Annotated in this window: 24 protein-coding genes; 10 read left to right on the top strand and 14 right to left on the bottom strand. The window is 70.0% G+C overall.

From position 1 onward, the window contains the following. The first annotated feature begins 24 nt into the window (after window positions 1-24). Together J7E87_RS20225 and J7E87_RS20230 are read left to right on the top strand one after the other, a co-directional pair. Complete coding sequence (locus J7E87_RS20225) at window positions 25-597, top strand: IS607 family transposase (protein ID WP_215095877.1); 573 nt, start codon at window positions 25-27, stop codon at window positions 595-597. Then, window positions 594-2,237, top strand: coding sequence for a transposase (locus tag J7E87_RS20230; RefSeq protein WP_308312980.1), 1,644 nt, complete (start codon window positions 594-596; stop codon window positions 2,235-2,237). The genes J7E87_RS20225 and J7E87_RS20230 overlap by 4 nt, the downstream gene beginning before the upstream one ends. Here J7E87_RS20230 and J7E87_RS20235 read toward each other — a convergent pair. From J7E87_RS20235 to J7E87_RS20245, 3 genes are all read right to left on the bottom strand, one after another. Further along, entirely contained in the window at window positions 2,217-4,733 is a 2,517-nt protein-coding gene (locus J7E87_RS20235) for a SpoIIE family protein phosphatase (protein WP_251017710.1), read from the bottom strand. The genes J7E87_RS20230 and J7E87_RS20235 overlap by 21 nt on opposite strands. 135 nt (window positions 4,734-4,868) lie before the next feature. Continuing rightward, window positions 4,869-5,282, bottom strand: coding sequence for a PIN domain nuclease (locus J7E87_RS20240; protein ID WP_215095879.1), 414 nt, complete (start codon window positions 5,280-5,282; stop codon window positions 4,869-4,871). Then, window positions 5,283-5,534 (bottom strand): type II toxin-antitoxin system VapB family antitoxin, encoded by a 252-nt coding sequence (locus J7E87_RS20245; RefSeq protein WP_215095880.1) that lies wholly within the window; start codon window positions 5,532-5,534, stop codon window positions 5,283-5,285. A 106-nt stretch (window positions 5,535-5,640) separates the two neighbouring features. On the opposite strand from J7E87_RS20245, the gene J7E87_RS20250 reads away from it, so the two are divergent. Genes J7E87_RS20250 through J7E87_RS20260 form a run of 3 tightly spaced genes read left to right on the top strand, consistent with a single transcriptional unit; the run spans window position 5,641 to window position 7,577 of the window. Beyond that, complete coding sequence (locus J7E87_RS20250; RefSeq protein ID WP_215095881.1) at window positions 5,641-5,910, top strand: DUF1905 domain-containing protein; 270 nt, start codon at window positions 5,641-5,643, stop codon at window positions 5,908-5,910. 52 nt (window positions 5,911-5,962) lie between these two features. After that, entirely contained in the window at window positions 5,963-6,709 is a 747-nt protein-coding gene (gene recO, locus J7E87_RS20255) for a DNA repair protein RecO (protein ID WP_215095882.1), read from the top strand. 22 nt (window positions 6,710-6,731) lie between these two features. Next, entirely contained in the window at window positions 6,732-7,577 is an 846-nt protein-coding gene (locus J7E87_RS20260; protein ID WP_215095883.1) for an isoprenyl transferase, read from the top strand. A 217-nt stretch (window positions 7,578-7,794) separates the two neighbouring features. On the opposite strand, the gene J7E87_RS20265 is transcribed toward J7E87_RS20260, so the two are convergent. From J7E87_RS20265 to J7E87_RS20280, 4 genes are read right to left on the bottom strand one after another with little or no spacing between them, the layout of a single operon-like run. Continuing rightward, window positions 7,795-8,229 carry a Fur family transcriptional regulator gene (locus J7E87_RS20265; protein ID WP_215095884.1) on the bottom strand — a complete coding sequence of 145 codons (435 nt, stop codon included), beginning with the start codon at window positions 8,227-8,229 and terminating at the stop codon, window positions 7,795-7,797. Window positions 8,230-8,283: 54 nt separating this feature from the next. Continuing rightward, the gene (locus tag J7E87_RS20270) at window positions 8,284-9,177 is read right to left on the bottom strand and encodes a metal ABC transporter permease (RefSeq protein ID WP_215095885.1); all 894 of its coding nucleotides are present in this window, start codon (window positions 9,175-9,177) and stop codon (window positions 8,284-8,286) included. Window positions 9,178-9,179: 2 nt separating this feature from the next. Further along, complete coding sequence (locus J7E87_RS20275) at window positions 9,180-9,944, bottom strand: metal ABC transporter ATP-binding protein (RefSeq protein ID WP_215095886.1); 765 nt, start codon at window positions 9,942-9,944, stop codon at window positions 9,180-9,182. 38 nt (window positions 9,945-9,982) lie between these two features. Beyond that, entirely contained in the window at window positions 9,983-10,972 is a 990-nt protein-coding gene (locus tag J7E87_RS20280; RefSeq protein ID WP_215095887.1) for a metal ABC transporter substrate-binding protein, read from the bottom strand. Between the two features lie 144 nt (window positions 10,973-11,116). Between J7E87_RS20280 and J7E87_RS20285 the strand changes: the two genes are divergently transcribed. Further along, entirely contained in the window at window positions 11,117-12,499 is a 1,383-nt protein-coding gene (locus J7E87_RS20285) for a glycine--tRNA ligase (protein WP_215095888.1), read from the top strand. A gap of 198 nt (window positions 12,500-12,697) precedes the next feature. Further along, window positions 12,698-12,901, top strand: coding sequence for a hypothetical protein (locus J7E87_RS20290; protein WP_215096046.1), 204 nt, complete (start codon window positions 12,698-12,700; stop codon window positions 12,899-12,901). A 71-nt stretch (window positions 12,902-12,972) separates the two neighbouring features. Here the strand turns inward: J7E87_RS20290 and J7E87_RS20295 are convergent, their stop codons facing one another. Both J7E87_RS20295 and J7E87_RS20300 read right to left on the bottom strand, forming a co-directional pair. Continuing rightward, window positions 12,973-13,557 (bottom strand): TetR family transcriptional regulator, encoded by a 585-nt coding sequence (locus J7E87_RS20295; protein WP_215095889.1) that lies wholly within the window; start codon window positions 13,555-13,557, stop codon window positions 12,973-12,975. 50 nt (window positions 13,558-13,607) lie between these two features. Next, on the bottom strand, window positions 13,608-14,624 hold the full coding sequence (locus J7E87_RS20300; RefSeq protein WP_215095890.1) for an aldo/keto reductase: 1,017 nt from the start codon (window positions 14,622-14,624) through the stop codon (window positions 13,608-13,610). Between the two features lie 252 nt (window positions 14,625-14,876). Between J7E87_RS20300 and J7E87_RS20305 the strand changes: the two genes are divergently transcribed. After that, window positions 14,877-15,077, top strand: coding sequence for a DUF6243 family protein (locus J7E87_RS20305; RefSeq protein ID WP_215095891.1), 201 nt, complete (start codon window positions 14,877-14,879; stop codon window positions 15,075-15,077). Window positions 15,078-15,164: 87 nt separating this feature from the next. Here the strand turns inward: J7E87_RS20305 and J7E87_RS20310 are convergent, their stop codons facing one another. Next, complete coding sequence (locus J7E87_RS20310; RefSeq protein ID WP_308312981.1) at window positions 15,165-16,604, bottom strand: MFS transporter; 1,440 nt, start codon at window positions 16,602-16,604, stop codon at window positions 15,165-15,167. Window positions 16,605-16,705: 101 nt separating this feature from the next. Here J7E87_RS20310 and J7E87_RS20315 point away from each other — a divergent pair, with 101 nt between their 5' ends. Further along, on the top strand, window positions 16,706-17,569 hold the full coding sequence (locus J7E87_RS20315; protein ID WP_215095892.1) for a helix-turn-helix transcriptional regulator: 864 nt from the start codon (window positions 16,706-16,708) through the stop codon (window positions 17,567-17,569). Here the strand turns inward: J7E87_RS20315 and J7E87_RS20320 are convergent. From J7E87_RS20320 to J7E87_RS20335, 4 genes are all read right to left on the bottom strand, one after another. Next, window positions 17,559-18,728, bottom strand: coding sequence for a hypothetical protein (locus tag J7E87_RS20320; RefSeq protein ID WP_215095893.1), 1,170 nt, complete (start codon window positions 18,726-18,728; stop codon window positions 17,559-17,561). The genes J7E87_RS20315 and J7E87_RS20320 overlap by 11 nt on opposite strands. 30 nt (window positions 18,729-18,758) lie before the next feature. Continuing rightward, entirely contained in the window at window positions 18,759-19,487 is a 729-nt protein-coding gene (locus tag J7E87_RS20325; protein WP_215095894.1) for a dioxygenase, read from the bottom strand. A 155-nt stretch (window positions 19,488-19,642) separates the two neighbouring features. Then, entirely contained in the window at window positions 19,643-22,144 is a 2,502-nt protein-coding gene (locus tag J7E87_RS20330; RefSeq protein WP_215095895.1) for a LuxR C-terminal-related transcriptional regulator, read from the bottom strand. A gap of 151 nt (window positions 22,145-22,295) precedes the next feature. Continuing rightward, the gene (locus J7E87_RS20335; protein WP_215095896.1) at window positions 22,296-23,750 is read right to left on the bottom strand and encodes an MFS transporter; all 1,455 of its coding nucleotides are present in this window, start codon (window positions 23,748-23,750) and stop codon (window positions 22,296-22,298) included. Window positions 23,751-23,802: 52 nt separating this feature from the next. On the opposite strand from J7E87_RS20335, the gene dusB reads away from it, so the two are divergent. Next, window positions 23,803-24,948 carry a tRNA dihydrouridine synthase DusB gene (gene dusB / locus J7E87_RS20340; RefSeq protein WP_215095897.1) on the top strand — a complete coding sequence of 382 codons (1,146 nt, stop codon included), beginning with the start codon at window positions 23,803-23,805 and terminating at the stop codon, window positions 24,946-24,948. Window positions 24,949-25,317 lie beyond the last annotated feature (369 nt).

Consider the following 25,317-nt stretch of genomic DNA (forward strand, 5'->3'; position numbering starts at 1 on the left):
TGATACGTCTCTACGGTCGGTTTTGTGAATCTGACCGAGTGGGCGAAGGCTCAGGGCATCCATCCGCAGACCGCGCGCCGTTGGTTCCGTGAGGGAACGATGCCGGTGCCTGCGATGCGGGTGGGTCCGCGCACGATCCTGGTGAACGTCGAGGCCAACCAGGCCGTCGGTGTCGTCGGTGGTGTGGGTCTGTATGCCCGGGTCTCCTCCCACGACCAGAAAGCCGATCTGGAACGGCAGACCACTCGGTTGGTGGAGTGGGCGGCGAAGGCCGGACACCGGGTCGTGCGCGTCGAGTCCGAGGTCGCCTCGGGCATGAACGGCTCGCGGGCCAAGGTCCGCCGTCTGCTGGCCGACCCGTCGGTGACGACGGTGGTCGTCGAGCACAAGGACCGCCTGGGCCGGATGAACGTCGAGCTCGTCGAGGCCGCGCTGGCCGCGCACGGTCGCCGATTGGTCATTCTTGACGAGGGTGAGTTCGAGGATGACCTGGTCCGCGACATGACCGAGGTGTTGACCTCGTTCTGCGCCCGTCTGTACGGCCGCCGCTCGGCGAGGAACCGCGCGCAGAAAGCGCTTGAGGCGGCTGCGGAGTGAGCGAGCGCAAGAAGCCGTTCCGTCCGATCCGGGACCCGTTCGTGGTCCAGGACGCGACGGGTGTCGCGATCCGCACCCGCGTCAAGGACCTCGCGCCTGCCGATGACAAGGTCATCCGGCTGATCGGCGCCCACATGGGCGGTCTCGCCGCCGCTGACCTCGCTCTGTATTCCCGGGCCGGCTTCGAGCGGAACAAGGACACGTGGGCGGGCCGTAAGCAGGGTCTGACGGCCCGGTCGTCGTCCCGGTGGGCGGGCGCGGTCACCAAGGGCACCCACGACCAGTACGCTCTCGCCCGTCGCGGCCAGTTCGCCTACCGGGACACGCTCTACGACGGCATCCGCATGCTCCTCCACCGTCTGTCCCTACCTGTCGGGGAAAAGGGCACCAAGGGGAAGCCGGGCGGGTACCGGTCGCAGGGCGAGTGGTTCCACAAGTCCCGCCGCCTGAACATCCTCCACGCCCGTCTCGCGGCCGTGGAGGAGGACATCGCGACCGGGCGGGTGCACGTCGTGCGCGGCGGGAAGAAGCTCGCCCGCAACCGGCACAACCTCGCCGCCGCCGGGCTCACCGAGGCCGGATGGCGGGACCGTTGGGAGGCGGCTCGCTGGTTCCTGAGCGCGGACGGGGAGTCGGGGAAGCGGTTCGGGAACGAGACGATCCGCGTCACCCCCGACGGCGAGGTCAGCATCAAGCTGCCCAAGCCGCTGGAGCACCTGGCGAACGCGCCGCGAGGCCGGTACGTCCTGTCCGGCCGGGTCTCCTTCGCATACCGGGGCGATGAGTGGGCCGACCGCATCACCGGGAACCGGGCGGTCGCGTACGAGATCCACTACGACACGGTCAAGAGCCGCTGGTACCTGACCGCATCGTGGAAACGCCCCGTCGTCCAGGCCATCCCACTCAAGGCCGCACGGGCGGGCGGGTTGATCGGCGTGGACACCAACGCCGACCACTTCGCCGCCTACCTCCTCGACAAGCACGGCAACCCGACCGGGAACCCGCAACGCTTCGGGTATGACCTCACCGGGTCGGCGAACCACCGCGACGCCCAGCTGCGGCACGCGCTCAGCCGGCTGCTGCGCTGGGCCACACGCATCGGTGTCGCCGCGATCGCCGTCGAAGATCTGGACTTCTCCGACAGGAAGACCCGCGAGAAGTTCGGCCGCAAGAAGCGCTTGAGGCAGCTCATCCACGGCATCCCCACCGCCAAGGTCAAGGCCCGGCTGGTCAACATGGCCGCCGAACACGGCCTCGCCATGGTCGCCGTCGACGCGGCCTACACCAGCAAGTGGGGCGCCGAGCACTGGAAAACGCCCCTGACCAGCAGTAAGCGTGCGATATCCCGCCATGATGCCGCGGGAATCGCTATCGGAAGGCGCGCCCTCGGGCACCCGATCCGGCGACGGACGAAACCGCCCCGCCACCACCAGAGCGATGGTGACGGGCATCGGAACGTCCAGGCCGAACCGGGCACCCGGGGGCGTGAGGGACTCCGCCGGACACGGAACGGAACCAGCCCCCCGAGGGCGGCGACCGGCCGTGCGGTCACAGCGGGGAACCAGCGTGTCCAACACCGTTCGGGACACGCGACTGAGCATGGGCCCTGGCAACAGGACTCACTCCCGCTCAGATTTTAGGAACGGTGTGGGAGGCGAGACAGGGGCGTAGGCGGTGAGTAGCAGCGCGATGTCGTCCACTCGGTTCGGGGACTGGCCGGCGTCCTGCAGGAGTGCGTCGGCCAGGTCTTCCAGGGAGCCCACGCATGCATGTGCCAGCGTGGTCCGCAGCTGGTCCATGCCCACACCGATGTCGGACTCGCGCGCCTCGATCAGTCCGTCCGTGTAGAGGGCCAGGACCGAGCCCGGCTGGACACGCAGCTCCGATTCCGGGTATTCGGCAGTGTGGTCCACTCCGAGCAGCGGGCCGCCCGGCAGATCCAGGAACTCGGTGTGCCCGCCGGGCCCGCGCAGCAGGGGCTGGCAGTGGCCTGCGCGGACCACCCGCGCGACTCCCGGGCCCGGGTCGAGCAGGACGTAGCAGCAGCTGGCGAGGAGCCCGCCGCCGAGATCGAGGAGCTGCCGGTTGATCCCGGCGATCACATCGCTCGGTCGGTGGCCCGCGGAGGCGAAGGCTCGTACCGCGCTTCGCAGCTGGCCCATGGTGGCTGCGGCTGCGACGTTGTGGCCCTCGACGTCTCCGACGACCAGCGCGACTCCGCGCTCGGTGGGGATCGCGTCGTACCAGTCGCCGCCGATGTCCATCCCGCGGGTACCGGGCAGGTACCGGCCGGTGACGCGGACGCCCGGCACTGTGGGCAGTCGGTGCGGAAGCAGCGCGTTCTGCAGGCCCCGGGCGAGGGCGAATTCGGCGTCGTAGAGCCTGGCACGTTCCACTGCCTGGGCGATCAGCCCGCTCATGGCGGTGAGGAGGCTTCGTTCCTCGGTGGAGAACCGATGGACCTCGTCGTAGCCCAGGATGCATGCGCCCACGGGGCGGTTGGAGGCGATCAGGGGCAGGAACACAAAGGAGCTGGACTCGGTGGGGAGCTCGGGATAGGACCGCGAGAACTCCTCCCGCGATTCGATGAACAGCGGGACCCCGGAGGTCAGCGCCCCGGTCACGGGCTCCCGGGCGTGCTGCAGCGGCTTGCCGTCGAACTGCTCCAGGAAGCTCTCGCGGTAGCCGCGCTGCGACAGCAGACGCATGTGCCGTTCGTGCACCACGTATATCGCCAGCCGATGACCGCCGACGGCGGGCAGGAGCTGGTCGGCGACGACATCGCACACCTCGCGCGCGGTGACCGCCTCGGTCAGGGCGCTGCTCATCTGAAGGAAGCGATAGATGGCACCCAGGCGCGTCGGCACGGGCCGCGAGGACGGGGTGGCCTCTCCCGCCTCCTCGGGTGGTGATCCGGGCTGGGCCCCGGCCGGGACCGGTTGTCCGGCCGGCGCTGCCCAGCCGGTCATGCCCTGCGCATCCGGGCGGAGGGAGAACACGAGCCACTGGTCGGGGTGCTGGGCCAGGAAGGAGACGGGCTGCTGGGAGATCCTGGCGGCCCGGAAGCGGTCCTCGTAGGCGGGATCGGCAAGCCACGGAAGGACGTCCCAGGGACGCCGGCCCATCAGATCCTCCCGGCGTACGCGCATCAGCCGCAGCAGACTGTGGTTGGCGTACGTCACACATCCCTCCCGGTCGAGAGAGAAGAAGCCGTCCGTGAGCCGCTCGATGGCGGCGACGGCGGACGTCGAGGCCCCGAGGTCGAGGACCCCGCCCACCAGGTGGGGCCTGGCCTTTCCGTCCGTGCTGGTCTCAGGTATCCGGCCCCACAGCTCGATGGTGCGGTGGCCGCCGCCCTTCTCCGGCACGCGCAGGCACTGGCCCAGGACGCGGCCGCCCTCGACCGCGGTACGGGCGGCGGCCCGGAAACCGGGACGGTCGGCGGGGTGCAACTTGGCCGCCAGCGTGGCCACTTGTCCGTCGTACTCGTCCGGGGCGAGGCCGAAGATCGCACACAACGTGGCATCCGCCGCGAGGGCTCCCGTGTCGAGGTTCCAGTCGAACAGGCCTACCCGTACCGCCGAGGCGGCCGGCACCGGGACCTCCACCGGGGCGGTCTCCATGTCGCATCCGATATCGGCGCCGCGCGCGCTCAGCCCGGCGAGCGATACACCGAGGCGGGCGGCCGCGGTACGCAACTGCCGTCGCTGCGCCTTGGACAGCCCTTCCCCTCCGGGCCTGGCGGCCCACACCACGGCCATGGACCCGAAGGTTTCCCGCCCCGCCGTGACCGGTACGGAGGCGGAGCCGAAGGGGTAGGGCAATGACACCGCGAGCTGGGGAAATCGCCGCATGGTCTCATCGGCGTCGACCAGATGGACCGTCCTCCCCGAGCGGAACGCCTCCGCCACCGGAATGGGACTGTTCACCGGAATCCGCCGCCAGCCGCCGAGCAGGGATGGCGGCATCCCGGCAGCCGCTGCGAGTACCAGCGTGTGACGGTTGCGAGAGATCAGGAACACACTCCCGGCGTGGGCACCGGTCACCTCTACGGCTCTGAGGACGGCGTCAGCCAGTGCGTCGTCACGCTCTGCCGCGCCTTCGGCGCTCGTAGTGCCGAAGGGGCGCGTACTCAACCTGGTATCGCTGGACGACACGCTGGCCTCGATCGCTGCGATGGTGGCGTGGCCTGCACGTCAGGAGTGTCTCTCCAATTCTCGTATGGAATGGCCCATTGCGAAACCCGGCCGGACGTCGCTCCGCCGGAGGGGTCAGTCCCGGAGGCTGATCATGCGCTCCGGTTGTCCCGTGGCGCGGGCGATCGTGGTGAAGTCCCGGTCGTAGTGCAGGAGCGTGAGACCGGCCTCCTCGGCAACCGCGGACACAAGGAGGTCGACGGGGCCGGCGCTGCGGTGTTGACCCTTGGCGGTGAGCAGTTCCTGCACCGCACGTGCCCGCCGGTAGATGCCGTCCGGGATCGGGCACCAGGCGTAGTGGGCGTGGACGGCGTTCCTCAGCCGCTCCCGGTCCGCGGTCGAACGGGCGGAGTAGAGAAGTTCGAGTTCCGTGAAGTCGCAGATCGCGACGAGACCGGCGCCAATCCTCTCGTCCCACTCGGCCGTGGTCCGGCCGAGCAGGACACGGGCGAGGGCGGAGGTGTCGATGAGGTAGTCCGCGACGCTCACTCACGCGCTCCCGGGCGAGACGGCGGTCTCGTCCTGTCCGCTGCGGTATCTGCGCTTGTCCAGGAGGATGTCCATGTCCAGCGCGCCTTCCGCGACGAGCTCGCGGGCCTCTTCGAGGGAGCGCAGCCGCCGGTAGCGAGCGGTCACCTCGCGCAGTGCCGTGTTGATGGTGTCCCGTTTGGTGGCGGTGCCGAGCTCCTTGGCGGCTGCTTCGAGGGCGTCGTCGTCGAGATCGATGACGGTGCGGCTCATGGGGCCCTCCTCCGTGATGTATACGCTCGGGTATATCAGTATACCTGCGTCTCTATATACTGCGCGGCGGGCGATGAGTTCTCTCGCTTCGCGCCGTCCTACTCGCATGGACAAACAATTCAGCGCAACGCTGCAGAAGAGCCCCGCGAAGGGCGGCTGGACCTATCTGGTGTGGCCCGAGTCGGTCGAGTTCTTCGGCACCCGGGGCCTGGTCAAGGTCCGGGGGACGATCGACGGGCATCCGTTCCGGAGCTCCTTCATGGCTCTGGGGGACGGTACGCACAAGCTGCCCGTGAAGGCGGACGTACGCAAGGCGATCGGCAAGGAGGCCGGGGACAGCGTGACGGTCCGCCTGGAGGAGAGGGTGAACGACTGATCGCTGACCGGACCCGGTCAACCGACAGCGGTCCGTACGGGACAATGGCCGCATGAGCCTGTTCCGTGATGACGGCGTCGTCCTGCGCACCCAGAAGCTGGGCGAGGCCGACCGCATCATCACGCTGCTCACGCGCGGGCACGGGCGGGTCCGCGCGGTCGCGCGGGGCGTGCGGCGGACCAAGTCCAAGTTCGGGGCCCGGCTCGAGCCCTTCTCGCATGTCGATGTGCAGTTCTTCGCCCGGGGCAGCGAACTCGTCGGCCGCGGGCTCCCTCTGTGCACGCAGAGCGAGACCATCGCTCCGTACGGTGGCGGCATCGTCACCGACTACGCCCGCTACACCGCCGGCACCGCCATGCTGGAGGCCTCCGAGCGGTTCACCGACCACGAGGGCGAGCCCGCAGTCCAGCAGTACCTCCTCCTCGTCGGAGCCCTGCGCACCCTCGCCCGCGGCGAGCACGCGCCGAATCTCATCCTTGACGCGTTCCTGCTGCGCTCCCTCGCCGTCAACGGCTACGCGCCCAGCTTCGAGGACTGCGCGAAGTGCGGAATGCACGGGCCCAACCGTTTCTTCTCCGTCGCCGCCGGCGGCGTCATATGCGGCGACTGCCGGGTTCCCGGCAGCGTCGTACCCTCTGCGGAGGCCATCGGTCTGCTCAGTGCGCTGCTGACCGGAGACTGGCCCACGGCGGACGCGTGCGAGGCGCGCCACGTCAGGGAGGGCAGCGGGCTTGTGTCCGCCTATCTGCACTGGCACTTGGAGCGCGGCCTGCGCTCGCTGAGGTACGTCGAGAAGTAGAGAAATAGGAGATGTGAACCGCATGGCACGACGCGGAATCCTGGGCAGGTCCCGCCGCGAGTACAAGGTCCCCGAGCCGCACCCCTCCGGCGCGCGCCCGCCGAGGATCCCCGGCGAGCTGGTGCCGAACCATGTGGCGTGCGTCATGGACGGCAACGGCCGCTGGGCCAAGGAGCGTGGCCTGCCGCGCACCGAGGGTCACAAGGTCGGCGAGGGCGTCGTCCTCGACGTCCTGAAGGGCTGCATCGAGATGGGCGTCAAGAACCTCTCCCTGTACGCCTTCTCCACCGAGAACTGGAAGCGCTCGCCCGACGAGGTGCGCTTCCTCATGAACTTCAACCGCGACGTCATCCGCCGCCGCCGCGACGAGATGGACGAGCTCGGCATCCGTATCCGCTGGGTCGGCCGGATGCCGAAGATGTGGAAGTCGGTCGTCCAGGAGCTCCAGGTCGCGCAGGAGCAGACCAAGAACAACGACGCGATGACGCTGTACTTCTGTGTCAACTACGGCGGGCGCGCCGAGATCGCCGACGCCGCGGCCGCCATCGCGGCGGATGTGAAGGCCGGCAAGCTCGACCCGTCGAAGGTCTCCGAGAAGACGATCCAGAAGTACCTGTACTACCCGGACATGCCGGACGTCGACCTGTTCCTGCGCCCGAGCGGTGAGCAGCGCACGTCCAACTACCTGATCTGGCAGAGCAGTTACGCCGAGATGGTCTTTCAGGACGTGCTGTGGCCGGACTTCGACCGGCGGGATTTGTGGCGGGCGTGCCTGGAGTTCGCACAGCGGGACCGGCGGTTCGGCGGGGCGATCCCGAACGAGGAACTGGAAGCGATGCGGGGCCGCGAAGAGGGCACGTCCGCGTGAGCGAGCGGTGAGTTTCCCCCACCCCAACCCTTCCCGAAAACCCTGACGGGACGGACGGGTGGGGGCCCCGCTCCCGAGAGTGGCAGCTTCGCGCCGCGGACGGCGGGTGCCGCGGGTGTTCAGTGGCGACCGGCCCCTTGTGTCCTCAATCGCCGGACAGGCTTGATGTTCAAGCCTGTCCGGCGATTGAGGACCGGGGTCCGGGGCGGAGCCCCGGTTACTTTGCGGCGGACGCCGCGCACTCCGCGCATGTGCCGAAGATCTCGACCGTGTGCGCCACATTCACGTAACCGTGCTGCGCCGCGATCGTCTCCGCCCACTGCTCCACCGCCGGCCCCTCGACCTCGACCGCCTTGCCGCACACCCGGCACACCAGATGGTGGTGATGGTCGTCCGTCGAGCAACGCCGGTAGACGGACTCGCCGTCGGACGTGCGCAACACATCCACCTCGCCCGCGTCCGCGAGCGACTGCAACGTGCGGTAGACCGTGGTCAGGCCCACCGAATCGCCGCGGTGCTTGAGCATGTCGTGCAAGTCCTGCGCGCTGCGGAACTCATCCACCTCGTCGAGCGCCGCAGCCACCGCGGCACGCTGCCGGGTCGACCGGCCTCGCACCGGGGCGGTGTTCCCACCGATTGGCGCCGTCGTCACAGGTGCCTCCTTGCTTAGCCCGCACAGTGTCGGGCCATTCTGCCAGGCCCGGGGTCAGACCTTGACGTCGTCACCCGGCCGTCGTGTGCCCGGCCCCTCCATGGTGCACTCGGCCTCGCTCGCCTCCAAGGCTCGCGCACGCCGTCTGGCGAGGGGCGTCGCCAGCGCGGTCAGCGTCACGAAGATGGCTATGGCCAGCAGGACGATCGTCGCGCCCGGCGGTACGTCCTGGTAGTACGAGGTGGCCGTTCCGGCCAGCGTGACGGCGATGCCGATCCCCACCGCCACCGCGAACGTCGCCTTGAACGACCGCGAAATCTGCTGAGCCGCGGCCACCGGCACCACCATCAACGCGCTGACCAGCAGCAGCCCTACCACCCGCATTGCCACACTGACGGTGACCGCCGCGGTCACGGCGATCAGCAGATTCAGCGCACGCACCGGCAGACCGGTCACGCGCGCGAACTCCTCGTCCTGGCTGATGGCGAACAGCTGCCTGCGCAGCCCCAGCGAGACCAGCACCACAAAGGCGGCGAGCACCGCTATCGCGGTGAGGTCCTCGTCGGAGACCGTGGACAGCGAACCGAACAGGAACGAGCTCAGATTCGCGGTGGACCCGGCGTCCGAGATGTTGATCAGCAGGACGCCGCCCGCCATGCCGCCGTAGAAGAGCATCGCCAGCGCGATGTCGCCGCGGGTGCGTCCGTACGCCCGGATCAGCTCCATCGTGATCGCGCCCGCGACCGAGACGACCGTGGCCATCCATATCGGGTTGGTCGACAGCAGAAAGCCGAGGCCGACGCCGGTCAGCGCGACATGACCGATGCCGTCGCCCATCAGGGCCTGCCGCCGCTGCACCAGATAGATGCCGACGGCCGGCGCGGTGATGCCGACCAGCACGGCGGCGATGAGCGCCCGCTGCATAAAGGCCGTCTCGAGGATTTCCATGATCAGGTCAGCAGTCCCGTGCGGAGCGGCTCGTCGGCCGCATGCGGATGTACGTGGTCGTGGCCGGGCAGCGCGTGCTGGCCCACGGCCTGCGGAGGCGGCCCGTCATGGACCACACAGCCGTCGCGCAGCACCACCGCGCGGTCGATCAAGGGCTCCAGCGCGCCCAGCTCGTGCAGCACCAGCAGCACGGTGGTCCCGGCCGCGACCTGCTCGCGCAATGTGCCGGCCAGGATCTCCTGGCTGACCAGGTCCACGCCCGCCATCGGCTCGTCCATGATCAGCAGTTCCGGGTCGGAGGCCAGCGCACGCGCTATCAGCACCCGCTGGTGCTGGCCGCCGGAGAGGGCGTCCACCGAGTCCTTGGCGCGGTCGCCGAGCCCGACGAGATCTATGGCACGCTGCACCGCCGCCCGGTCGGCCTTCGACAGCCGGCCCAGCCTCGTACGCGACAGACGCCCGGAGGAGACGACCTCACGCACCGTCGCGGGCACGCCGCTCGACGCGGTGGTGCGCTGCGGTACGTAACCGATGCGCGACCACGCGTGAAAGCGCCGCAGCTCCGTGCCGAACAGGGCGATCTCTCCGCCGGTGAGCGGCACTTGGCCGATCAGGGAGCGTACGGCGGTGGACTTGCCCGAGCCGTTGGCCCCGAGCAGCGCGACGACCTCGCCGCGCTGGACGGTGAGGTCGATGCCGCGCAGCACGGGCCGCGAGCCGAGCGTGGCCTGAGCCCCGCGGACGGATATGACGGGCTCCATGGTCATGCCGTGCGCCTCCGATGCTGTCTTGCGTGCCTTGCGCGTCACTTCGCGCCGAGAGCCTTCTGCAGCGCGGCGAGGTTCGAGTCCATGACCTCGAGGTAGTCACGGCCCTTGGACTTGTCCGTGATCCCCTCGAGCGGGTCGAGGACGTCCGTCTTCAGACCGGCGTCCTTGGCGAGGGTCTTGGCGGTCTTGTCGCTGGCGAGCGTCTCGAAGAAGACCGTGGAGACCTTGTCCTTCTTGGCGACGTCCTGCAGCTCCTTGATACGGGCCGGGCTGGGCTCGGACTCGGGGTCCAGGCCCGCGATGCCCTCCTGGTCCAGGCCGTACCGCTCCGCGAGGTAGCCGAAGGCTGAGTGGGTGGTGATGAAGGTCTTGGTCGCGGTGTTCTTCAGACCCTGCTGGAACTTCGCGTTCAGCCCGTTCAGCTTCTTGACCAGCTCGTCGGTGTTCTTCCGGTAGTCCGCGGCGTGGTCCGGGTCGGCCTTCTCCAGGGACTTTCCGACGCCCTTGGCGACCTCGGAGTACTTCACGGGGTCGAGCCAGATGTGCGGATCGGCGCCCGCCTCGTCCTCGTGGGCGTGCTCGTCGTGGCCGGGCTCCTCGTGGCCGGGCTCCTCGCCACCGTGGCTATGGCCGCCCTCGGTGCCGTGGTGCTCCAGCTTGGTGAGTGTGGCGGCGTCGACCTTGTTCTTCGCCTCGGACTGGGCGATGGCCTTGTCGGCGGCGGGCTGGATGCCCTTGAGGTAGAGGATGTAGCCGGCTTCGTTCAGCTCGGCGGTCTGGCGGGGCCCCAGTTCCAGGTCGTGCGGCTCCACGCCCGGCTTGGTCAGAGTGGAGACGGAGACGTGGTCGCCACCGATCTGCTCCGCGAGATACTGCATAGGATAGAAGGACGCCACCACCTTCAGCTTGTCGCCGTTCTTGCCGCCGGCGGCGGCATCGGAGCTGGAGCAGGCGGAGACGGCCATGAGGCCGAGGGCGACGGCTCCGGCAGCGGCTGTGGTGGGTATGAGGCGGCGTACGTTCATGACAGTCATTTTCAACAAAACTGGAAACGATTGTCAACAAAGCTGCCGAGGCCCCCTGCCTCCGAACCGATTTGATCCAGGGGGCCGGGCCGCCGGTAACCTGAAGCATTCGCCGTTCGTCGTCGTCGTAATGAAGAGAGCACCGTGGCCGCCGACAAGATCGACACCATCGTCAACCTGAGCAAGCGCCGTGGCTTCGTCTACCCGTCCAGTGAGATCTACGGCGGTCAGCGGGCCGCCTGGGACTATGGGCCGCTGGGTGTCGAACTGAAGGAGAACATCAAGCGTCAGTGGTGGCGCTACATGGTCACCTCGCGCGAGGACGTCGTCGGTATCGACTCGTCGGTGATCCTTGCCAGTGAGGTCTGGGAGGCGTCGGGCCACGTCGCCACCTTTACCGACCCGCTCACCGAGTGCACCTCCTGCCACAAGCGCTTCCGCGCCGACCACCTGCTGGAGGCGTACGAGGAGAAGCACGGCAGGGCCCCCGAGCGCGGCCTCGCCGACCTGAACTGCCCCAACTGCGGCAACAAGGGCACCTTCACCGAGCCCAAGAACTTCTCCGGCCTGCTCTCCACACACCTCGGCCCCACCCAGGACTCCGGCTCCGTCGCCTATCTGCGCCCCGAGACCGCCCAGGGCATCTTCACCAACTTCGGCCAGGTCCAGCAGACTTCCCGCAAGAAGCCGCCGTTCGGCATCGCCCAGATGGGCAAGTCGTTCCGGAACGAGATCACGCCCGGCAACTTCATCTTCCGCACCCGCGAGTTCGAGCAGATGGAGATGGAGTTCTTCGTCAAGCCCGGCGAGGACGAGCAGTGGCAGGAATACTGGATGGAGCAGCGCTGGAACTGGTACCGCGACCTCGGTCTCCGTGACGAGAACATGCGCTGGTTCGAGCACCCGGCCGAGAAGCTCTCCCACTATTCCAAGCGCACCGCGGACATCGAGTACCGCTTCCAGCTCGGCGGCAGCGAGTGGGGCGAGCTCGAGGGCGTCGCCAACCGCACCGACTTCGACCTCACCGCGCACTCCAAGGCGTCCGGCCAGGACCTGTCGTACTTCGACCAGGAAGCCGGCGAGCGCTGGACCCCGTACGTCATCGAGCCCGCTGCCGGTGTCGGCCGCGCCATGCTCGCCTTCCTCCTCGACGCGTACAACGAGGACGAGGCCCCCAACGCCAAGGGCGTCATGGAGAAGCGCGCGGTGATGCGTCTCGACCCGCGCCTCGCGCCCGTCAAGGTCGCGGTGCTGCCGCTGTCCCGCAACCCGCAGCTCTCGCCGAAGGCCAAGGGCCTCGCCACCGACCTGCGCAAGAACTGGAACATCGAGTTCGACGACGCCGGTGCCATCGGCCGCCGCTACCGTCGCCAGGACGAGATCGGCACGCCGTTCTGCGTCACCGTCGACTTCGACACCCTCGATGACAACGCCGTGACCGTGCGCGAGCGCGACACCATGAAGCAGGAGCGGGTCTCCCTGGACCAGATCCAGGGCTACCTCGCCAGCCGCCTGATCGGCTGCTGACGCCCGCGGAGGTAGACGAAGGGCCGGCCGGGCCACAGCCCGGCCGGCCTTGTCATACCGCTCACAGCTCCTGGAAGGTAGCGCCTGAGCGCCCGTTGAACGCCCGCTGGGCTACGCATGGGACAACAGCGCGACAAGAATCTGCTGTTGATGTTGTCCCTGCTGCACACTGGGCGCAGTCGTCACCAGGAGGACACGATGCCGTCCATGACCACCAGCAAGGTCAGCAGATGGGATGGGCACGGCCGCGAACACATAGTGCACGTGCAGAAGTCGGGCATGCAGCGGACGCTGACCTGCGACACCTGCGGCTGGCGCAAGGGGGCGCAGTTCCTGCCGTGGCTCAAGGCCGAGGAACACCTCGCCGAGGCACACCAGGCGACGGTCGACCCGAGCGCGTGAGTTGAACGCTCCGGCCTCAACGCTTTGGCCCGGGCCTTTTGGCCCGGGCCTTTTGGCGTGGGCGCCTGGCTTCAGGCGCTCAGGCCGCGCAGCACCAGATCCGCGACCGCCGCGAACTCGCCGTCGATCGTCGGCTTCCGCCACTCCGGCGCATACGCCGGATCATGGAAACGGGCCGTCGCGTCGAACACCGCCTGCGCCGCCACGCTCGGCTCCATGAACGCGAACTGCTCGGCGCGTACGCCCTCTTCGATGATCTCCCGCAGCTGCGTCACCAGCTCGCGGATGTGCTCCTCCACGACGCCGCTGTTCTCCTCGATCAGCACGCTGTATGTGGCGAACAGTTCCGGATCGTCACCGGCCTTGTGCCGCTTCGCCTCGAACAGCGTCGTCAGCCAGAAGCGCAGCCGGACCGGGGCGGGGTGCTCCGTGCCATTGGTGATCTTCGCCAGCTCCACCACGGTCCGCTCCAGCCAGCGGCTGGTCACCGCCTCGCGCAGCGCCGCCTTCGTACGGAAGTGGCGGTAGACGCTGCCATGGCTGACGCCGAGCGCGCGGGCCACATCCACGACCGTGGCCTTCGCCGGGCCGTAGCGGCGCAGAACATCCTCGGTCGCCTCGAGGATCCGCTCGGGGGTCAGTGCTTCGGGCGTCATCGCGTCTGTGCTGCCTTTCGCTGGACAAGAATCCAGACGGTACCGGCCCGTCAGTGCTCGCTGTCCAAGTGCGCCATCTGCGCGGTGGGGTAACGGTCGCCCGCGGCCGCACCGGCCGGGACGGCCCGCTCGATCGCGGCGAGCTCGTCGGCGTCCAGGGTGACGTCCAGCGCGCCCAGGGCCTCGGTGAGCCGGTCCCGGCTACGGGCCCCGACGAGCGGCACGATGTCCTCGCCGCGGGAGAGCACCCAGGCGATCGCGATCTGCGCGACGCTGACGCCCTTCTGCTCGGAGATCTTGCGCAGCTCTTCGACCAGATCCAGATTGTGCTGGAGGTTCTCGCCCTGGAAGCGCGGGCTCATCCCGCGGAAGTCACCAGGCGCGAGCTCACGGTCGCGGGCGAAGTGGCCGCTGATCAGACCGCGGGACAGCACGCCGTACGCCGTGATGCCGATGCCCAGCTCGCGCGTGGTGGGCAGGATCTGCTCCTCGATGCCGCGCGAGATCAGGGAGTACTCGATCTGCAGGTCCGAGATCGGGGCCACGGCCGCGGCCCGGCGGATCGACTCGGCGCCGGCCTCGGAGAGACCGATGTGGCGCACATGGCCCGCCTCGACCAGTTCGGCGATCGCGCCGACCGTCTCCTCGATCGGGACGTCCGGGTCGATGCGGGCGATGCGGTAGATGTCGATGTGGTCGGTGCCGAGCCGCTGGAGGGAGTACGCGGCGAAGTTCTTCACCGCGGCGGGCCGGCCGTCATAACCGCCCCAGCCGCCGGCCGCGTCGCGAAGGGCGCCGAACTTGACGCTGGTGAGCGCCTGTTCGCGCAGGGCCGCGGGGGCGGTGCGCAGCGCCTCGTTGATCAGCAGCTCGTTGTGCCCCATGCCGTAGAAGTCGCCGGTGTCGAGAAGCGTGATGCCCGCGTCGAGAGCAGCGTGGATGGTGGCGATGGACTCGGCGCGATCGGCCTCGCCGTACAGCGCGGACATGCCCATGCAGCCGAGGCCGAGCGGGGGGACCTGGGGGCCGGTGGATCCGAGGGTGTGAAGGGGGAGCGGGGTGGTCATGACGGCTCCTGTTCGGTGAGGTGACGGATATCAACTATGGCATGACGAATGACAGATTTCAATATCTGTCATTCGTCATGCGTCCTCAGTCCGTGGGCCTCGTCCGAAAACTGGTTATCGCGAGGCTCCCTGGCGAGGTACCGTCACCTGCATGTCTTCGTTCTTCCAGATCTACGAGTGAGAGGGCGGCGGCCCAGTCCCGCCCCCGTCTGATGATTCCCGAGTCACTTCTCACCACGATGGGAGAACCCCGTGGCCAAGAGCCGTAACAACCTCCTCGGCGTGGGCGGACAGCGGAAGAAGCTGTCCCGAGCCGACCAGCAGGGCAACGGTCCCGCGCGCAACGCCGATCGCAAGACGGCCGCAGACCAGAAGCAGGACCTCGTGCGCAAGATGCGCGAGCGCGCCCTGGGCGACAGCACGCCCGATGCGCCGCAGGAGCAGCAGGCCTGATCAGGACCGTGGGCCCGGACCGCGCGATGCGGTCCGGGCCCACGGCCATGTCCGGTGCTGGTCAGCCCACCGGGTCAGTCCACCGAGTCAGTCCACCGTGCGCGGCAGGCGCAGGCTCAGCAGCACAGTCAGCGCGACCATCGCCAGCTGCACCAGCAGCGTGACGGACAGTGCCTGGCGCATCCCCGCCTCCGCGGCCAGCGCCAGGAACAGCGAGCCCAGTGTGGCCACGCCCAGTGCCAGTGCGGACTGCTGCGTCGTCACCATCACCCCACTGCCCACGCCCGCCCGCTCCGTCGGCACCTCGGAGAGCACGATGCGGAAGATGACGGGCAGTTGGAGCCCCTGGCCGAACCCGGCGAGAGCGACGCCCGGCAGCAGTTGTACGAAGCCCAGGTCCGGCCAGCCGCGCCACACGGCCAGCACCAGCAGCGCGATGCCCAGGCCCTGCAGCACTCCGCCCGCCGTCACGATCCGGGTCCCGTACCGCACGACCAGGCGCGGCCCCGCCAGCGACGCCACGAAGAACGCCAGCGCCATCGGCACCAGCGCCATGCCGGACGCCACGGCCCCCATCCCGAGCCCCTGCTGCAGCGCTACCGCGATCACGAACATGAAGCCGCCGAAGCCGATCGAGAACGGCAGCACAAGTGCGAGCCCGCGCCGCAGCGGGATCAGCGCGAACAGGCTCGGCGGCACCAGCGGTGTGCGCCCCTGCCGGTCCGCGCGCCGCTCCACCCGGTAGAAGGCGACCGCCGCGAGGGGGAAGGCCGCGAGCGAGATCCAGGTCCACAGCGGCCAGCCCGCGGCCCGTCCCTCCGTCAGTGGCGCCAGCAGCGTCAGCAGGGCCACGGCGAGCAGCGCGGTGCCGGGGACGTCGACGGGGGCCGGGGACTCCGAGCGCGTCCGCGGGACCGAGCGGGCCGCGAGCACCAGGCCGAGCAGCGCCACCGGCACGTTCACCAGGAAGATCGCCCGCCAGCCGGTGCCCGCGATGTCCGCGGCGACCAGCACGCCGCCCAGGATCTGTCCGGCGACCATGGAGAGACCGGCGGTCGCTCCGTACAGGCCCATCGCCCTGGCCCTGCGCGGTCCGGCCGTCGCCGCCTGGATGGTGGCCAGCGCCTGTGGCAGCATCAGCGCGGCCGCCGCGCCCTGTGCCACCCGTGCGCCGACCAGCGTCCAGGCGTCCGGAGCGAGTCCGCAGGCCAGTGAGGTCAGCCCGAAGGCCGCCATGCCGACGAGGAAGAGCCGGCGGCGACCGTACATGTCCCCGAGCCGTCCGCCGAGGACGAGCAGCACGGCGTACGACAGCCCGTAGCCGGCGACGACCAGTTCGAGGAGTGCGGGGCCCGCTGCCAGGTCGTGGTCGATGGTCGGCAGGGCGACGTTGACAATGAAGAAGTCGATCAGTGGGAGTGCCGCGCCGAGCAGCAGGGTGAACAGCCCGAGCGGACCGAGGGCCGGTCCGCTCGGGCCGGCGGCGGCGCGGACGGGGACTGGAGAAAGGACACTGGACTTACTCACGTCCTCAACGATGCTCGGCCGCGTAGCCTGGTACCAGAGTCTCTCTATCCTGGTACAGGCGGTACCTGGCAATGGGGTGGGGCGTTCGGCATCCTGGGAGTATGACGACGACGATGGTGCAGGAGTCCGACGTACGCAGGCATGAGCTCGCGGGTTTTCTGCGCAGCCGTCGCGAGCGCATCACCCCCGAGCAGGTCGGCCTGCCGCGCGGCCGCCGCAGGCGCACTCCCGGTCTGCGCCGCGAGGAGGTCGCGCAGCTCTCGGCCGTCGGAGTCACCTGGTACACCTGGCTGGAACAGGCCAGGGACATCCAGGTCTCCCCGCAGGTCCTCGACGCCATCGCCCGCGCCCTGCTCCTCGACCCGAGCGAGCGCTCCCATCTCTTTGCGCTGTCCGGCATCGCCGACCCGGCGCCCGGCACGCCCTGCCCGACCGTGACCCCGGCGCTGCGGCAGGTGCTTGAGCAGCTCGAGCCGATTCCCGCCTGCATCATGAACAGCCGTTACGACATCCTCGCGTACAACCGCACCTACGGACGGCTGTTCTGCGACCTCGACTCCCTGCCTCGGGAGGACCTCAACTGCATGATCCTTGCCTTCACCAATGACGGCTGGCGGGCGGCGGTCGCCGATCTCGCGGACGCCACCCGGATGATGGCCGCGAGGTTCCGCGCATCGATGGCCGAACATCTCGCCGAGCCCGCCTGGAAGGCGCTGCTCGCCCGGCTGGAGTCGGCCTCGCCGGAGTTCCGCGAGGTGTGGGCGCGCCATGAGGTCGTCGGCCAGGGCGGCAGGACGAAGTACATCCACAACGCCCATGTCGGCCTGCTGCACCTCGAGCACAACAACCTCTGGCTCGGGCCCGCGGCCGGTCCCCGCCTGGTCAGTTACGTTCCCCTCGACGACGACTCCCGCGAGCGCCTGGAGAAGCTTCAGGCGCTCGCGGTCGCAGGCGTCAGCCCGTGAAGCGGGTCACCGCGGGGACCAGGTCGCCCTGCTTGGCGATGCCCACGGTCCACAGGTCGGCGCTCTGCGGGACCGTGCTGAATCCCCGTACCACCACGGCGGGGTCGGCGCTCTGTTCCCAGCGGCTCTGCTGTCCGTTCCAGCGCAGGGCGACTGAGACCGCGCCCTTGCCGCCGACCGCCCACAGCGTGCCGTCCCCGGCTCGTCCGATCGCCCGGAGCCGGCCGTCGGCGATGTCGGGTGTGGTGACGGCGGCCCACTTCTTGCCGTCCCAGTGCAGCGCGTAGGGGCGATCCGGCCCCTTGGAGTTCACGCCGCCCACGGCCCAGATGTCGTCGGCGCCCAGTGCGGTGATGGCGCTGAGGAAGGGGTCTTCGCCGCCTTTGACCGCGGGAGCGTCGACGCGCTTCCAGGACGTGCCGTCCCAGTGCAGCAGCAGGGCGGTCTGATCGGTGGTGCCGGTGCCGTAGACCGTGCCCGCCGCCCAGATGTTGTCGGGCGCGACGGCGGCGAGGCTGGTGAGTTCGCCCTTGCCGACGTCGGGCAAGGACTGCCGGCGCCAGGCCGAGCCGTCCCACGACTGGATGGCCGGTACAGCGTTCTTGATGGACTGCGGCACCGCCCGGCCGGCTGTCCATGCCTTTCCGTCGGACGTCGTCGCCACCGCGTCGGGCACTACCCGGCCGGCCGGGTCCCGGTCCAGGTTGCGCGTGGTCCACGAAGTGCCGTCCCAGTGCGCCGTGTTGGCGCCGACCGCCCAGATGTCCTTGGCCGAGCGGACGGCGAGCGCCTGCGGGAAGCTGCCGCCCGGCAGGGTCGACTCCTGGGCCCAGGAGGTGCCGTTCCAGCGCAGGGCCAGCGCCTCCACTTCGGTCGAGCTTTTCAGCCGGTAGCCGACGGCCCACGCCTGTTTGTCGCTGAGGGCGGCCACGGCGGTGAGGTCGCCCTTCGTCACGGGGACCGGTGTTGGGCTCCACTGCCCGGCCCGCGCCGGTGACGAGGGGAGGGCGGCGTCCGACCCGGTGGGGGCGGGTGCGGGACCGGCCCAGCCCGTGCCGGCGACGACCAGGCCGCCGGTCGCGATGGCGCCTGCGGCCAGCGCCGCCAGAATGGGCGACCGGCCGAGGTGCGGGCGCCCGGATGACTTGCTCGTATGCATCACGGAAATCCTTCGGTGATCGGCGGTCGGCTACTGGACCGTGGTCTTGATGACGAAGTCGAAGGCGCCGGTGTAGGCGCTGTTCTGCGGACCTGTGAGGGCGATCGTGCAGGCCCGGTTGATGAGCCCGTCGGCGGCGTTGAGCGCGGCGAAGTCCCTGCCGTACGCCTGGGTGTCGTCCGGGAAGTACAGCTGCGTGATCAGCACCGGTCCGCCCGGGGCCTGGACCTGGGTGTGGATATGGGGCGCTCGTCGGCCCCAACGGCCCCAGTAGTCACGGGGGATGATCGTGCTGAGCCGGAAGCCGCCCCTGCTGTTGGTGTACTGGTGGCCGCGCAGCGAGAAGCCGGCGGTGTCGTAGTCGCCGTTCTGGTCGCACTGCCAGAACTCGATGAGCGTCCCGGGCAGGGGCTTACAGGTGGTGTCGTAGACGACACCGGTGAAGTCGAGCCGCACTCCGCGGATGGCCGGGGTGATGAAGTCTCCCCGCTCGGGGGACTGCGGTTTGAAGAGCGGGCCCTCCGTCGACTCCGGGGTCTCGTGACCGTCGCAGGCGGGCGTGACGGCCAGGGGTCGCCCCGCCCGAAGTGCCGCGGTCACCGCGGTCACGGGGGCCGCGGGGGCGGAGGCTGGGGCGGGGGCTGCGGGCGCGGCTCCCGTCGCCGCGAGGGCGGCGGCGGTCAGTCCCACCGAGCTCGCTTTGATGAACGCCCTTCGTGAGCCGGTGTGTTCGCCGTCCGCATCGTGGTCGTGCCGCATCGCGTCTCCTTGCCGGATTCGATCGCCAGGCAGGGCATTCCGTGGGGGGAAGGACCGGGTTCACGCCTACGAGTCCTTGGAATGCCCTGTTCCGAGTCAGCCTGGCCGCTGTCGTGACCGAGCGGATCGATCAGATGACCGGTGGGTTCTCGGCGTTACGAAAGCTCGTCCCGGCGCAGCGCGTCGTCCGCGGCGCCGCGCCGTTCCCTTCCGGCCACCCACAGCGCGATCCGCGTCCGGGACCGCATGCCCAGCTTGTCGCGGACCTTGTCGAGGTGCGTGGCGACGGTGCTCACCGACAGGTCCAGCCGTGCGGCGATCTCGCGGTTGGTCAGGCCCTCGGCGACCAGCGCGGCCACCGCCGTCTCCCGGCCGGTGAGCGGGGAGACGCCGCCGGCGTCGGCGCCGTCGACGGAAGTGGCGTCGTCGCCCGCCCGTAGCGCGTACGCGAGCAGCGCCTCCCAGCGCAGCCCGCGTCCGCCGGCCAGCTCCCGCTCCCGCGCCGCGGCGGGCAGCGCCGCCTTCGCGCGGGCGGCCGCCGCCCCGACCTGCCGCTGCCACTCGGCTTCCGGCTCGGTGTCCAATCGCCGTCGCGCCTGCGCGCCGGCGGCGAACAGCCGCAGCGCCCGCTTCATGTCGCCCTGTTCGGCCGCCACGATGGCCAGTCCTTCGAGCGGATACAGCGCGTGGAAGCTCTCGCCGGGCACGGTGCGCAGTGACTCGGCGAACAGCCCCCGCGCCGCTTCGAGTTCGCCCAGGGCGAGCCGTATCGCACCGGCGGTGTGCAGCGCGGCCGACGCCTGGCACCAGGGCTGCCGCTTCCTCAGCACGGGCAGGCAGGAAGCCATCAGCGCGTCGCCCTCGGCCGCCTTGCCGGCATGCAGCAGCGCCCAGGCCAGGTGATGCCGACACCACGCCTCGTCCCGGGGGCTGCAGAGCGTGACGACGACGGCCAGGCACTCCGCGAAGTCGGCGACCGCCTCGGAGAACTCGCCGCGGCTCAGCTTGGCGGCAGCCCGCGCGTCCAGCGCGTTGGCGAGTCCCGCGGGATTGTCACGCCGTCGCTCGGCGGCCACCGCCTGTTCCGCGAAGCGCAGTGCGGCCGCCGGGTCCGCCTGCTGACAGGCCGCCCGCGCGGCGAGCGCCAGAGCCGCACCGCCCTGCGGGGAGCAACTGTCCCGCGCCAGCACCTCCGTCAGCAGTGCGCGGGCGGCCGTCAGCTGTTCCTGCTGGAAGCGCACCCGCGCCAGCGCCAATGCGAGCCCGATGTGCGGTGCGCCGTCGCGGTCGGCGGTGTGGGCGAGGGCCGCGGCGAGGTTGTCCCGTTCCTCGGTCAGCGGCCCGTCGGCCTGGTCGGCGAACACCTGGTCCGCGGTCGGCCGCGTCAGTCCGGTCAGCCAGTCGACGGCCCGCTGCCAGGTGCCGTCCAGTTCGCCGGACTCCTCGAGGCGGTCCAGAGCGTAGGCGCGGATGGCGCTCAACTGCCTGAATCTCGCGGTGCCTTCGCCGTCGCCCGGCAGCCGTACGATCAAGGACTTGGCCTCCAGCGCGCACAGCACCGGCAGGACGTGCCGCGGCTGCATCTCGCCGTCCGCGCAGACCGCGGCCGCTCCCTCCGCGTCGAATCCGCCGACGAGAACGGCGAGCCGACGAAAGAGCGTCTGCTCCTGGGGATCCAGTAATCGATGGCTCCAGTCGATCGCGGCGGCCAGCTCGCGGTGCCGCCCGGGCCCCGTTCTGCTGCCGTCCGTGAGGAGGGCGAGCTGGTCGTCCAGTCCGGTCAGGACGTCGGTCAGCGGGAGGGCGCCCGTGCGGCGTGCCGCGAGTTCGATGGCCAGCGGCATGCCGTCCAGCCGTCGGCAGATCTCCGCGACCGTACGGGCGTTGGCGGCGTCCAGCGCGAATCCGGGGGCGCGGCTGCAGGCACGCTCCACGAAGAGCCGTACCGCGTCCGCCCGGAGTACGGCCGCCGGGTCGTCGTCCCCGCCGGGCGGCGACAGGGACAACTCGCCGACCCGGAACACGACTTCGCCGGGTACGCGCAGCACCTCTCGGCTGGTCGCGAGGATACGCAGCCGGGGGCACCGGCTCAGCAGGGCCGCGGCCAGCTGTGCGCACGCCTCGGCCAGATGCTCGCAGTTGTCCAGAATCAGCAGCGTCGAGCGGTCGCCCAGAGCATGGGCGAGCACCTCGACGCCGGTCCTGCCGCCGCGTTCGCCCACGCCGAGCGCGGCGGCCACGGCCTGAGCCAGCCGGCCGCCGTCGTGGAGCGAGTCCAGCTCGACGAGACGGACCCGGCCGTCCCCGGCCCCGCGCAGACCGGCGGCGAACTCCAGCGCCAGACGTGTCTTGCCCACCCCGCCCGGGCCGGTGAGCGTCAGCAGCCGTGACGACCTCGACAGGGCGCGCAGCCGGGACAGTTCGGGCCCGCGGCCGACGAAGGAGTCCAGTGCCCTCGGCAGGTCCCGGCCGGGGGCGGGCGTGGCCGGGGTGGCCGCGCCGTGCTGCCGTGCGGAGCGTCGGCGGAAGGCGCGCTGTCTGCATGCGTCCGAGCAGTAGCGGGCGGGCCGGCCGCCCTGTGCCGGCTTGCCGCCCGGACGCCGGCCACGACCGGGCAGTTCTCTCCCGCATGTCTCGCACGTGCGACTCGGGCTCATCTCCCGAATCCTTGCCCAACGACCGTGGCCGGCACCACCGTGTCCGTACGAAGGTGAGCCACGCCCCACTGCCGGCCGCGCCCCACGATGCCGTACGGGCCCCCCTACTGCGTACGGGCCCCACTGCCCTACGCGCCGGGCTCGGCGCCGACTATGCGGCCGCTGTGGACGGCGTGTGGTCCAGGTCCCGCACTTCCAGGCGGTCCGCTGTGCGCCGTGCCGTCTCCCGCGCCCAGACACCGCTGGTCAGCGCGCCGACCACCAGGATGCACAGGCCGCATCCGGCGATGACCCACCAGGCGGGGCGGCTCGCCGCGACGAAGCCTTCCGCGTACGAGGCGGACGAGACCCCGGCGGCCAGTACGGCTCCGATGACGGCGACGCCGAGGGTCTGCCCGATCTGCCGGCTGGTCGAGGCGACGGCGGCAGCGACCCCGGCCTGGGCGCGGGGCATGCCGGAGACGGCGGTGTTGGTGATCGGCGTGTTCACCATGCCGAAGCCGAGGCCGAACAGGACGTATCCGGCGAAGAGCATCGCATCGGAGGACTCGGCCTCGAAGGCGGCGAACAGCACGCCCGTCGCGCCCATGGCGATGCCGGCGATCACCAGGGGGAGACGGGGGCCGCGGCTGCCGACGAGCCGACCTGCCAGGGGTGCGCAGACGAGGGTCATGGCGGCCATCGGCAGCATGTACAGCCCCGCGTCCAGTGCGGACAGGCCGCGGACGTCCTGCAGATAGAGCGTGTTCAGGAAGAGGAACCCGCCGAGCGAGGCGAAGGCGCAGACCGCGATGACGGTGGCCCCGCTGAACGGCGCGCTGCGGAAGAAGCGCAGATCGATCAGCGGTTCGGCGCGCCTCGGCTCGTACAGCAGCAGTCCCGCGAGCGAGAGGACGGCGAGCGCGCTGAAGCCCAGGATGAGGGGCGAGGTCCAGCCGGCCGACGGCGCCTCGATGATCGCGTACGTGAGCGAGCCGAGGAGCGCGATGACCAGCAGCTGGCCGACGGGGTCGGGGCGGCGCGGCTTCGGAGCGCGGGACTCCGGGATGTAGAGCCAGGTCAGCAGGATTGCGGCGAGGCCGACGGGCAGATTGAGCCAGAAGATCGACCGCCAGCCGACGCTGTCCACGAGCAGTCCGCCGACGAGGGGGCCCGCGGCCATGGAGATGCCGACGACACCGCCCCACGCGCCGATGGCACGAGCGCGCTCGCGCGGGTCGGTGAAGGTGTTGGTGATGATCGACATCGCGACCGGGTTGAGCATGGAGCCACCGGCGGCCTGCACCATTCGGAAGGCCACGAGCGATTCGAGGTTGGGGGCGAGGGAGCAGAGCAGCGAGCCGAGGGTGAACAGCGCGAGCCCGGCCTGGAAGACCCTGCGCCGGCCGATCCGGTCGGCGGTGGAACCGGCGAGCATCAGCAGGGAGGCCAGGACCAGGGTGTATGCGTCGAGAGTCCACTGCATGCCCGCGACGGAGGCGTCCAGTTCCTCGCGCATGGAGGGCAGCGCGACATTGAGGACCGTGTTGTCCAGGCTGACGATCAGCAGGCTCATACAGCAGATCGCCAGCACGAGCAGTTGCCGCCGGTGTGTGAGCTCGGGCATACGCGGATCGTACGGCTGACCAACGACTTCGGCAGTGCGCGACAATGGGCCAATGACCTCGCTCGCCCCTTCCTCGACGCTCAGGATCGGCCCGCACGCCGTGCAGCCCCCCGTGGTGCTCGCGCCCATGGCCGGCATCACGAATGCGCCCTTCCGCACCCTCTGCCGTGAGTTTTCCGGCGGTAAGGGGCTGTTCGTCAGCGAGATGATCACGACGCGGGCGCTGGTCGAGCGCAATGAGAAGACCATGCAGCTCATCCACTTCGACGCGACGGAGACGCCCAGGTCCATCCAGCTGTACGGAGTGGATCCGGCGACCGTAGGCAAGGCCGTTCGCATGATCGTGGACGAGGATCTGGCCGACCACATCGACCTGAATTTCGGCTGCCCGGTCCCGAAGGTGACGCGCAAGGGCGGCGGCTCTGCCCTGCCGTACAAGCGGCCACTGCTGCGCGCGATCCTGAACGAGGCGGTCACGGGCGCGGGAGATCTGCCGGTGACGATGAAGATGCGCAAGGGCATCGACGACGACCACATCACGTATCTCGACGCGGGCCGGATCGCGGTCGAGGAAGGTGTGACGGCGATTGCGCTGCATGGGCGTACGGCGGCGCAGCACTACGGCGGCACGGCGGACTGGGACGCGATCGCCCGGCTGAAGGAGCACGTCCCGGAGATCCCGGTGCTCGGCAACGGCGACATCTGGTCGGCGGACGACGCGCTGCGGATGGTGCGCGAGACGGGGTGCGACGGGGTGGTCGTGGGGCGCGGGTGCCTGGGGCGGCCGTGGCTGTTCGGCGATCTGGTGGCGGCTTTCGAGGGCAGGGACGACTATGCGACGCCGACGCTCAATGAGGTCGCGGTCGTCATGCGGCGGCACGCGGAGCTGCTGGGGGAGTGGATCGGTGACGAGGCGCGCGGCGTGATCGACTTCCGCAAGCACGTGGCCTGGTATCTGAAGGGCTTCTCGGTGGGCTCTCAGATGCGCAAGAAGCTGGCGATCACATCGTCGCTGGCGGAACTGGACGCGCTTCTCGGCGAGTTGGACCTGGACCAGCCGTGGCCGGCGGGCGCGGACGGCCCGCGGGGGCGTACGTCCGGTAACAACCGGGTGGTCCTGCCGGACGGCTGGCTGAAGGACCCGTACGACTGCGCGGGCGTGAGCGCGGAAGCGGAACTGGACACGTCGGGCGGCTGAGCGGCGGCCCGGGTCCGACCGGGCTGAGGGGCGGCCCGGGTCCGCCCGGGGCCCGGCGCACCCGTAGCGCGCTCATCTGATGCAGGCCGGCGGCACCGAGACGCGGATCAGGTGGCCCTGAGTGCCACCCCTCGGCGGCCGTGGGTTAGCGCTCCCGGCCGGGCAAGCAGTACGGACTCAGCCGTGTGTTGCGGTGTGTTACGCGGGTCCGGATGATGGGACAGGACGCTCGTTTGTCGCGTGATTCTCGCCACCCTTGATAAGGGTGGCGCTCAGATGAGCAAATTGACGACGACTGCACCTCTCGGAGGAGTGGCACGCAGTGCCACCCTTCCTGGGTTCATTCGGTCGGGCGACTCGTCGCCATGC

Source organism: Streptomyces sp. ISL-1, assembly GCF_018614585.1.
Lineage (GTDB): Bacteria > Actinomycetota > Actinomycetes > Streptomycetales > Streptomycetaceae > Streptomyces > Streptomyces maoxianensis.

What these genes read in the sequence shown, in the direction of transcription:
- J7E87_RS20245 (WP_215095880.1), bottom strand. Translation starts at nt 5,534, where the DNA reads ATGAGCCGCACCGTCATCGATCTCGACGACGACGCCCTCGAAGCAGCC.
- J7E87_RS20250 (WP_215095881.1), top strand. Translation starts at nt 5,641, where the DNA reads ATGGACAAACAATTCAGCGCAACGCTGCAGAAGAGCCCCGCGAAGGGC.
- recO (WP_215095882.1), top strand. Translation starts at nt 5,963, where the DNA reads ATGAGCCTGTTCCGTGATGACGGCGTCGTCCTGCGCACCCAGAAGCTG.
- J7E87_RS20260 (WP_215095883.1), top strand. Translation starts at nt 6,732, where the DNA reads ATGGCACGACGCGGAATCCTGGGCAGGTCCCGCCGCGAGTACAAGGTC.
- J7E87_RS20270 (WP_215095885.1), bottom strand. Translation starts at nt 9,177, where the DNA reads ATGGAAATCCTCGAGACGGCCTTTATGCAGCGGGCGCTCATCGCCGCC.
- J7E87_RS20275 (WP_215095886.1), bottom strand. Translation starts at nt 9,944, where the DNA reads ATGACCATGGAGCCCGTCATATCCGTCCGCGGGGCTCAGGCCACGCTC.
- J7E87_RS20280 (WP_215095887.1), bottom strand. Translation starts at nt 10,972, where the DNA reads ATGAACGTACGCCGCCTCATACCCACCACAGCCGCTGCCGGAGCCGTC.
- J7E87_RS20290 (WP_215096046.1), top strand. Translation starts at nt 12,698, where the DNA reads ATGCCGTCCATGACCACCAGCAAGGTCAGCAGATGGGATGGGCACGGC.
- J7E87_RS20295 (WP_215095889.1), bottom strand. Translation starts at nt 13,557, where the DNA reads ATGACGCCCGAAGCACTGACCCCCGAGCGGATCCTCGAGGCGACCGAG.
- J7E87_RS20300 (WP_215095890.1), bottom strand. Translation starts at nt 14,624, where the DNA reads ATGACCACCCCGCTCCCCCTTCACACCCTCGGATCCACCGGCCCCCAG.
- J7E87_RS20315 (WP_215095892.1), top strand. Translation starts at nt 16,706, where the DNA reads ATGACGACGACGATGGTGCAGGAGTCCGACGTACGCAGGCATGAGCTC.
- J7E87_RS20320 (WP_215095893.1), bottom strand. Translation starts at nt 18,728, where the DNA reads ATGCATACGAGCAAGTCATCCGGGCGCCCGCACCTCGGCCGGTCGCCC.
- J7E87_RS20325 (WP_215095894.1), bottom strand. Translation starts at nt 19,487, where the DNA reads ATGCGGCACGACCACGATGCGGACGGCGAACACACCGGCTCACGAAGG.
- J7E87_RS20330 (WP_215095895.1), bottom strand. Translation starts at nt 22,144, where the DNA reads ATGAGCCCGAGTCGCACGTGCGAGACATGCGGGAGAGAACTGCCCGGT.
- J7E87_RS20335 (WP_215095896.1), bottom strand. Translation starts at nt 23,750, where the DNA reads ATGCCCGAGCTCACACACCGGCGGCAACTGCTCGTGCTGGCGATCTGC.
- dusB (WP_215095897.1), top strand. Translation starts at nt 23,803, where the DNA reads ATGACCTCGCTCGCCCCTTCCTCGACGCTCAGGATCGGCCCGCACGCC.